We start from the raw sequence: 8,260 nt of genomic DNA, 5'->3' as shown, positions 1-8,260 counted from the left end.
AGTCAGTACTTCAATGCCCATGACCTGATTCTTATTTGACGATGTTTTTCGACAGCCGCAGCCCTAACCAGTACAACACCGGTATCAGCAACAGCGCCCCAATAGCGATTGCCGCGGCAATTCCCCCGAACAGTACCGGCGCTTTCATCAGGGTACTCATCAGCGAATCCTGCCAGTAAAAAAACCACTCATTTTCGGCAGGAAACAGCCATAAGTGGAACTGATAGAAAACCTGAGTCGGCCCGGCAACGACCAACCACGCTATCACAGCCCCTACCCCGAAAACAGTTATCCCCAGGCGTCGCCGCATGGGCGGTACCCCCAGGCGGATACACAACACAGCCAGCGGCAGCCACAGCAACGCCAGGGCCAGCATCAGCCAGCGCACGATATCAATCAGGTCTGCCACATCCTGCAAATGATGGACCTCCGCTTCATGCAGCAGCGGTATCGGCGCCTTGCCCGGTAGCGTGTAATGAATATCTGCCAGGCCTTCACCCTGCCGGTGAACGGCATCACGGATTTGCTCGAATGCCCGATGGTGTTGCTCGCTCGGCAATTGTTCAAAGCCGTAACGGAAGCGATTCTGCGGGCCATATTCTTCTATGTGCTCACCGATATCCAGCTGCTGGTACCAGAAGCCATACCCATAATTTGTCTGGCTGTACAGCGCCCAACTGATCAAAACGGAAAGCAATACAGCCGTGACAGCGTAGAAGAACCACACTAAAGTGGCAGCGACCGGGCTTTTTTGTACTGTTTTTTTCATAGTACCCCACAAGCATAAACCAGAATAATAAACAGAGGACGTAGCGCCATGCGACCGCTCTTCATGTCGATAGCCCTTTTTTTGGGCGCCATCGCCATTACCGGCTGTACCACCACACTTCCCAACACCAATGATCGCTTTGCCAGGCAGGCCCTGGAAGCCGATTACTACCAGGTTCGCATCCCGACCCGGGACGGCAAGAAACTGGCTGCCACGGTATACCAACCGGAGCTGCAGAGTGGCCAGAGTGCGCCACTGGTGATTGCCACCCACGGCTTTGGTGGCTTCCGCGCCAAGCGGCCACTATCCGTCTACGGCAAGGCCATTCTCACCGGAGAGGCGGCCATTGCCGCCTGGAAAGCTGGCTACTGGGTGGTCTTCTATGACCAACGTGGCTGGGGCCAGTCCGACGGTCGAGTGCATATGATGGACCCGGATTTTGAAGTGGCGGACCTGAGCCAGGTGATCGACTGGTCCCTGTCCCATCTGCCCGGCGTTAAACGTCTGGAAGACGGCAGCCCCGCCATCGGCATGATCGGCGAATCCTACGGTGCCGGCCTGCAGACCCTGGCGGCATTTACCGAGCCTCGCCTGAAAGCCCTGGTACCCCTCACCGGCTGGTACGACATGAACAGTATCGCCCCCAATGGCGAATTCCGCACTGCCTGGGGCGCAGTATTACTTGGCTTTGGCGGAATCAATAGCGGTTTTGATATCGGCGAGATGTTTGCCGACCCCTGGCGCAGCGCCTTCGATGGCACTGTCAGCCGAGACATGCAGACACTGATGTACGAACGCAGCGCTGCCAGTTTCTGCGACCAGGGCAAGACACCCTATGCCGATGCGCTCTTTATTCAGGGCTTCAGCGACAGCCTGTTCCCTTTTCAGCAGGCAGAAATGAACTACGACTGCTGGCAGGCACAGGGCCGCGACGCCAGGATCATCGGCCTGGAAAGCGGCCATGTGATGCCCTGGCCAATCCAGAAATGGCGTGGCTGGCTACCCTTTTACCAGACTGATGACATGGTGCACTGTGGCGACTATAGCGAGACCACCGTGGACACCATCATCAACTGGTGGGACGAGAAACTGCGCGGCGAAGAACCCAGCGTGCCGCAATACTGCATCAATGTCACCAGCGACCGGGGACTTGCCATGGAAGGCGATGGCATTTTGGATGGTGGCAGCCGCTATGCCCTCTCCCCTACCCGCGTGACGATCCCCCTTGCCGGAGCCTTCGAGTGGCTGATGGCTGGTGTCGATATCGGTGGTGACATGTTCCGTGCCATGTGGCCCGGTGCCGACCTGCGGGAATTGAAACCCAATGGCGGCTTCGGGCGACCGAAGTTTGTTCCCCTCTATGTAGCCCGTGGTGATGATGAAGTGCTGCTGGGCAAGCCCCGTATTGAGCTGAACCTGGCCGGCACCTCCGGAGGCAAGAGCATGCCGGTGTTTGTGGGGGTGGGGATTCAGCACGCCAACCGCCGCCGTGTACATGTCGCCAGCGAACAACTGACGCCACTACCGGAAAAGGGCATTCACAACATGGAATTACCGGCGGTAAGCCAGCCGCTTGAAGACGGGGATCGTGTTGGCCTGATTATTTACGGATTTACAGCCCAGTTCCCGCTGAACTCCGCCTTTCTGGCCAGAAATGCCACGGTCAAAGGGGATATATGGTTACCGCTGACCCGGGAAGAAGCTATTTCGCTGGTACCGGAACGGCCTTTCTGAAACGCGAGATTCACCTTGCCGAAGGAAAGCGGGTGCACAGAGACATGACTCAGTGCACTCAACGTCCTCTGTGCGCACCCATCATTGATTGATCTGTACAGGCACCACGGCGGACCGCTGACGCGCGAACTCGTCCGCCGCAAAGCCTTCCAGCCCGTCCTCGAAATACAGGCTTACCGTAAACCGCAGCTCTTCCGGCTGCGGCCATCCATGCAGAGAATATCCCAGGTTGGGCAACTGACCGGGGAACTGCTCGGGCTCAACAGCCAGCGACGCATCATCCTGATAAATCAGCGCCAGCGGCGTTTCCATGAGTTCATCCGGGACTGTCAGATGGGTAAGCAAAGCGAAATTCCGCTTGCTGTCAAACAGGATCCAGTTGGCATCCATGCTCAAAGCCTGATCCGCGAAGGCCTGGTCATCGGCCTTGCCGTCGACAATGACCGGATTATCGACAAAATTTGCCGTGTATACAGCCGCCCCTGACTGATCATTCCCGTCCACCGTCACCGACACTTCCGGCTCTTTCAGTGTGGCCCGGTAAAGGTCCGGAATTTTGGCGTAGGTGTGGGCTTCATAGTGAGAGGCATAACGCATGGCCTGCACCTGGATGGTCATGACGGGAATGCCGGCCAGCACCACCCGGGTGCGCAGGTGCATGACCGATCGGATAGGCCCTACGGAAAACCCAACGCGCTTCGGCCGTAGGTTATGGTTATCCAGTGTCATGCGGGTAAACCGGGACAGCACGCCGGCGCTCATGCGCATCTTCAAGGTATCAATGATGGAACCTTCGCCCTGATACCCGCGGTAGCCCAGATAATGCCAGTTCAGTTCATTGTCTGGATCCACGTCCAGTCGATAGAGCGCTGTGCGGGTTTCCCCGCTGTCGACATCGTGGGCCACATAATAATTGCCGCTGCGCTCGCTGTTACCTCGCACCAGATAGAAGTGGCAACCATTGGCAACGGTAAGTCTGCTGACCACTTCTCCCTGCTCGGGCTTGAGCCCTTCCGGAGCACGCGGCCCGGCGTCGGTCAGCATCATCAAAAGCTGGTCATCTGCATCCAGCTGCCCCGCCGTACCGGCCAGAGCAAAACCGGAATCCTCAAACCAGACCATGCCTTTCTGGTCCATTTCATCAAACTGATAGGCCACCGGGACAAAGCGCCCCCTCTCCACCCGCATTACCGACAGGGCCGATAGTTCCATTGCGGCTGCAGCCGGAAGCTGGGCACCGGAAATTTTCACCACGCGGCCGCGGTCAAGGGGCTCGAAGCGACACTGGGCGTCGACGGTAGCGGCGAGCGTCAACATACTGAAAGCCAGGAGGAGGCGAAGCGTCATATTATTGCTGCAGGGTTGCCCGAACGGTTGCAGTGCCGGATTTGCCTCCCGGCGTCATTTCCAGATTCCCCAATTGCACCCCTTTCTCTTGCAGGGACTGCAACCAGAGCACGGTCTGGGCGGCGGGCTGGTCTTCAAGCTGGATACGCACTGAGCGATTGCCATCCGGGGAGAAGCCTTTCAGGGTAAGGCCGAAATCATCCGCGCTGCGGCTCACATCACTGACCCAGTTCTCGGGCAAACTGCTACTGCCGTTGCTGCCGGCACGGGCGGCCTGCACCGCACCGCTGTTGGCGTTAATCCATTCCAGTGTCTGCATGTTAGCCACGTATTGCTGACGGGCCTGATCCCGTGCAGTCAGTGACGGCGCCCAGATCAGCCAGTACAACACCACGAAAACAGCGACTCCCGCGAGCACCTTGAGCACTAGCTGTTCGCGAGCCTCGCGGCTGGCATACCACTGTTCCAGCTGGGACCAGCGTTCGGCGGCCAGTTTCTTCAATTCAGCAGATGTCATCCTGGCTGCTCCACCTTGATCCGCGCACTAACGCCCTGGGCGCCGTTACGATAATTGGCAATGGAGGCATTGCCCCCCCGCTTTTTTATGGCATTCTGCAGGGCTTCAAGCTGGGCGTAATCCTTGGCGCCCACATCCACCAGCAACACATTCTGGCGTTGGTCATACTGGAGCCGTTTCGGCTCAACCTTCATGTCCTTGAGCACCTGCGCTACCGGCGCCAGCAGCGGGAAGAAGGCCGCACCGCCGCCATCAGCACCGCCACCAAGGCGAGCCAGGCGCCCCTGAAACTGGCGATTCAGTGCGGAGGTTGCCTTGTCTCCGGGAAACAGCTGCTCATAACGATCCTTGGCTTGCGCCAGGGCGGCATCCGCTGCCTGCTGGTAGCGCCACTGCTGGACCCAAACAGCCACCACGGCAACCAGGAACACAGCCGCTGCCAGGTAGGCGACCGGACGCCAGGGCCCAAGCAGCGCACTTTCCCTGCGGCTCTGGCGCGGCATGTAGGGGCCGGTAAGCAATTCTTGTCCATGGCGTTGACGCAGGTCGACAAACAGATCTTGCAGGTCGACTTGACGGGCCTGGTCCAGGCTATCACCCAACAGGGGGGCAAACGCTTCCTGCTGGTCTTCGTCGATGACCAGCCCCTGCTCCCGATCAATTAACAACAGTTGCTGGCCATTCCCCAGGTCTGCAGTTAACGGCAGCATGGTCTGCAGGCAATCCGCATCGACCTGCAACGAGGCCAGGTGGGCACCGGCCTCCCCCGCCCATTGCTTGAGGTTGGTGATCAGTTCGCGGCGCACCGCCGACACCTGATAGTCGTCCCCACTCCCCTTGCGGGAAACGAACCAGAGGTCATCCGGGTTATCGAGCAGCTGCTCTTCCAGCAAATAAGGAAGCACGCGCTGGAGATGGCGCGCCTGTTTGCGGCTGAGAGTGACATGGGTCAGTCTTGCACAGGAGACACTGACAACCACAGAGACTTTGCTGCCCCGGCAGCCAGCCAGCGCCTCACCCAGCGCAAGCCATTGCACGGTTTCACCGTTGCGGGACTGGTACAGCACCGGGCTGTCCGGTTGCCATTCGGTTTCCCCGGCGCCGGCAAGGTAAATCAAGGGAGCATCTGCCACGCTAATCCGTCCTTCCATCATTATTCTTCAGCATGCGCCACGCTATTGCGGGGCTACATCTGTCTTTTATCAGGTACCGTCAGCATTGTAGAAGGGATTGCACGCCGGTTCGAGTGGCGTCAGCAGTGGACTGACCTGACGACTGAACACGGAGGTTGTTTCTCCCTGACCGCCTGCCCGGTGAAGTCGACTTACCAGGCGACTGAGTTGACCATCCACTTCCACATCTACCATTACCTGAAAATACTCGCTGCTGACACCCAATAGACTGGCAAGATCGCTCTTCACGTCGGCGTCCAGGTCATTGAACGGCCCCAATTGCATCAGCTCACTGACTGCGGTAACGGGTTTTTCCTTGCGAGCCTCTAGCACTGCCTGCACTGCTGCGGTACCGGCCACGTCACCGATCACTGCATCCAGCACCTGTGGAGGCGCAGTATTCACGTTCAAGGTGGTGCCAAGCGGCAAAGCGGTGAACAACCCCCATACCAGGGGCTCCGAAGGCTGATCTGCCACCCGGAAGCTGAGCAGTGCACGCAACTCTGATTCATGGGCCGCAGGCATATTTGGCGTGCGCCGGCTGCGGTATTCCGGGTCTTCTGCGCCTTCCACGCTGTCGACGATATTGTTGCTGTCCAGCCAGTCGGCCATTTCGTTGGCCAGCCGGCTGGCATTGGCTTCGCTGGGAAACGACTGCTCGATCAGGCGAGTCAATTGAGAGATGGCCCGGGGGCTGCGAATAAACTCATCACTGGATGCAGTGATCAGCCAGTTCAGATTAAAGCGTCCCTGCAAGTCCTGGACGCTGGCACTAAGCATGGCATCGTCGTAAGGCGTGGGCGGTAACTGCACTGCCCACTGCTCTTCGACACAGTCATCCACCATGGCATTGTTGTTGCGATCATCGTCCAGATCATCAATCAAACCTTGCTGGGCGACCACCTCCGCCGCCATGGCGTATTGATAGCGTTTATCCCATTGCAGCAGGTTATCTGCCCGGGTCAGGAAGCGATCCTGCCGGAAAACAATTTCCAGGGTAATCGTGCTGAGAATCGCGAACAGCATCAGCACGATAATCAGAGCCACGCCACGCTGTTTACTGGCTATCATGTCCATGGGTTCACCACCGTACGGTAGAAACGGTGGATGGTGTCGCCATCTTCCAGCTCAATTTCCACTTCGATGCTTTTCGGTAATCGCTGCTGCCAGACAGGAACAGCAGCCAGTGCCACATCCGGCCAGAGCTCCAGCCATTGCCACTCGCCCTGGGGAGTTTTATCCAGATAACGCACGGTAAACCGGGCCACGTCGTCGATCAGCACGTCTTGCTGATATTCGGTGGCCACATTGGTATCCAGCACCGGCCAGTAACGGCGGTAGAGCTTGCCGTCTTCCAGCGTATAGATAACCCGCTGCATTTCACTGCGCTGGCGCAGCCCGAAGGGATTGGACCAACCCAGCCGGGTAAATTCCACGTAATTGTCACGCCCGATAATAGCGGGTTGTGGGTCGCCATAGGGGTCACGGACCGGGCGGCTGATCAGTTGTTCGAAATCCAGGGTCAGGTAGGTGATGGCGCGCTGATTGCGCTCCATGATGCTGGCGTTGGCATTCAGCTGCTCTCGGCCCTGCAAGGCGCTACCGAGGAAACTGGCCACCCACACATAGATGAAGGCGAAAATGGCGATGGTGACGACCATTTCCAACAGCGTGAACCCTTGGATCGTGCGGCGCCCGATCATTATGAGGCAGGCTTCCCGATCAGGCTGGCAAGGTGGTAGGCCATGCCGCCCTTGTCGTCGCCCTGTAACGGCCCAACTTCGATATCCACACGCCGGGTATCCGGGTAAGGGCCTTCAGAAACTTTGGTTTCGAGCCACCAGTCACGACCATTGCGGGAGACCTCGCTGTCTGAGGTACCCGTAGAGGGCCATTGTTGGTACACCTGCATCTCCACCAGCTTGTCAGACGCCACCAGAAACCCCAGATGCGTCTCGTTGATATTGGTGTAGGCCCGAGCGGTGGCGCCCATGCTCTGGCCGAGAGTGACCATAACCAGCGCCAGGATGGACACGGCGACCAGCACTTCGACTAACGTAAAACCCCGCTGCCCACCTCTCACGGTTCGCTCTCCTCGTCATCCCTGGCGTCGGGATCCCTGAACTGGCCCAGGGCAGACACCCGCAAACGTTGCTCGGCCTCCACATCATCATAGGCGCGAAGCGTCAGTGTCAGCGGCGAGACCTCACCACTGGGGAAGAAAAACACCTGCGGAAAAACCGCCTCGTCCTGATCGGATTCATCGCTTTCTTCGCCATCGAGCAGTTCCTCGCCCGACCCGGCCATTACATCGTCCTGCACCAGGGTTTCGGCCACTTCACTCAGGCTGGCCTGATCTTCACCCAGATCATCGAGTTCCCAGACCAGTTCCAGAGAAGGCGGCAGTCTGTGAGCCTTCAGCGCGGTGTCATCCACGGGCAGGAAATCGCCCTCGATTCTGTCGTAGGCCAGAGGCGTCCAGCCGGTAGGCTCCAGGCGCAGGGCCAGCAGCTGGCCGGAGAACAGGCTGCGCTCATTGAGCAATGCCAGGGTGTCTTCCAGGCGGGCCGCCTCCTCTTCGAGCTGTCGGTCGTCGCTGGTCTAGTTACCCTGGGAAACCAGCCCCGCCGTACGCAGCAGCCTCAGACTCACCACCTCCATGTTTTCTAGCAGTGTGAATCCGGCCTGCTCGAAGGAGCGCAGGCGCAACTGACTGAATGT

General features: G+C 58.6%; 9 protein-coding genes. 1 reads left to right on the top strand and 8 read right to left on the bottom strand.

Annotation, left to right across the window (positions count from 1 at the left end; all coding sequences use genetic code 11):
* Positions 1 to 31: 31 nt before the first annotated feature.
* Complete coding sequence (locus ACFE0K_RS02775; RefSeq protein WP_434534615.1) at positions 32 to 769, bottom strand: DUF1461 domain-containing protein; 738 nt, start codon at positions 767 to 769, stop codon at positions 32 to 34.
* 48 nt (positions 770 to 817) lie between these two features.
* Between ACFE0K_RS02775 and ACFE0K_RS02770 the strand changes: the two genes are divergently transcribed.
* Entirely contained in the window at positions 818 to 2,503 is a 1,686-nt protein-coding gene (locus tag ACFE0K_RS02770; protein ID WP_434534614.1) for an alpha/beta hydrolase, read from the top strand.
* 81 nt (positions 2,504 to 2,584) lie between these two features.
* Here the strand turns inward: ACFE0K_RS02770 and ACFE0K_RS02765 are convergent, their stop codons facing one another.
* The 7 genes from ACFE0K_RS02765 to ACFE0K_RS02735 form a co-directional block, all read right to left on the bottom strand.
* On the bottom strand, positions 2,585 to 3,820 hold the full coding sequence (locus ACFE0K_RS02765; protein WP_434534613.1) for a hypothetical protein: 1,236 nt from the start codon (positions 3,818 to 3,820) through the stop codon (positions 2,585 to 2,587).
* 31 nt (positions 3,821 to 3,851) lie between these two features.
* Complete coding sequence (gspM, locus tag ACFE0K_RS02760; protein WP_434534612.1) at positions 3,852 to 4,367, bottom strand: type II secretion system protein GspM; 516 nt, start codon at positions 4,365 to 4,367, stop codon at positions 3,852 to 3,854.
* The gene (gspL, locus tag ACFE0K_RS02755; RefSeq protein ID WP_434534611.1) at positions 4,364 to 5,500 is read right to left on the bottom strand and encodes a type II secretion system protein GspL; all 1,137 of its coding nucleotides are present in this window, start codon (positions 5,498 to 5,500) and stop codon (positions 4,364 to 4,366) included. Before gspL ends, gspM begins: the two co-directional genes overlap by 4 nt.
* Before the next feature lie 69 nt (positions 5,501 to 5,569).
* Positions 5,570 to 6,616 carry a type II secretion system minor pseudopilin GspK gene (gene gspK, locus ACFE0K_RS02750; protein WP_434534610.1) on the bottom strand — a complete coding sequence of 349 codons (1,047 nt, stop codon included), beginning with the start codon at positions 6,614 to 6,616 and terminating at the stop codon, positions 5,570 to 5,572.
* On the bottom strand, positions 6,607 to 7,242 hold the full coding sequence (gene gspJ, locus ACFE0K_RS02745) for a type II secretion system minor pseudopilin GspJ (RefSeq protein ID WP_434534609.1): 636 nt from the start codon (positions 7,240 to 7,242) through the stop codon (positions 6,607 to 6,609). The genes gspK and gspJ overlap by 10 nt, the downstream gene beginning before the upstream one ends.
* Complete coding sequence (gene gspI / locus ACFE0K_RS02740) at positions 7,242 to 7,622, bottom strand: type II secretion system minor pseudopilin GspI (RefSeq protein WP_434534608.1); 381 nt, start codon at positions 7,620 to 7,622, stop codon at positions 7,242 to 7,244. The genes gspJ and gspI overlap by 1 nt, the downstream gene beginning before the upstream one ends.
* Positions 7,619 to 8,083: a hypothetical protein gene (locus ACFE0K_RS02735; protein ID WP_434534607.1), complete on the bottom strand. Its 465-nt coding sequence runs from the start codon at positions 8,081 to 8,083 to the stop codon at positions 7,619 to 7,621. The genes gspI and ACFE0K_RS02735 overlap by 4 nt, the downstream gene beginning before the upstream one ends.
* Between the last annotated feature and the right edge of the window lie 177 nt (positions 8,084 to 8,260).

This window comes from Alcanivorax sp., assembly GCF_051117345.1.
Lineage (GTDB): Bacteria > Pseudomonadota > Gammaproteobacteria > Pseudomonadales > Alcanivoracaceae > Alcanivorax.
The sequence above is the reverse complement of the archived record's forward strand: the minus strand, read 5'-3'. Positions and strand labels throughout refer to the sequence as shown.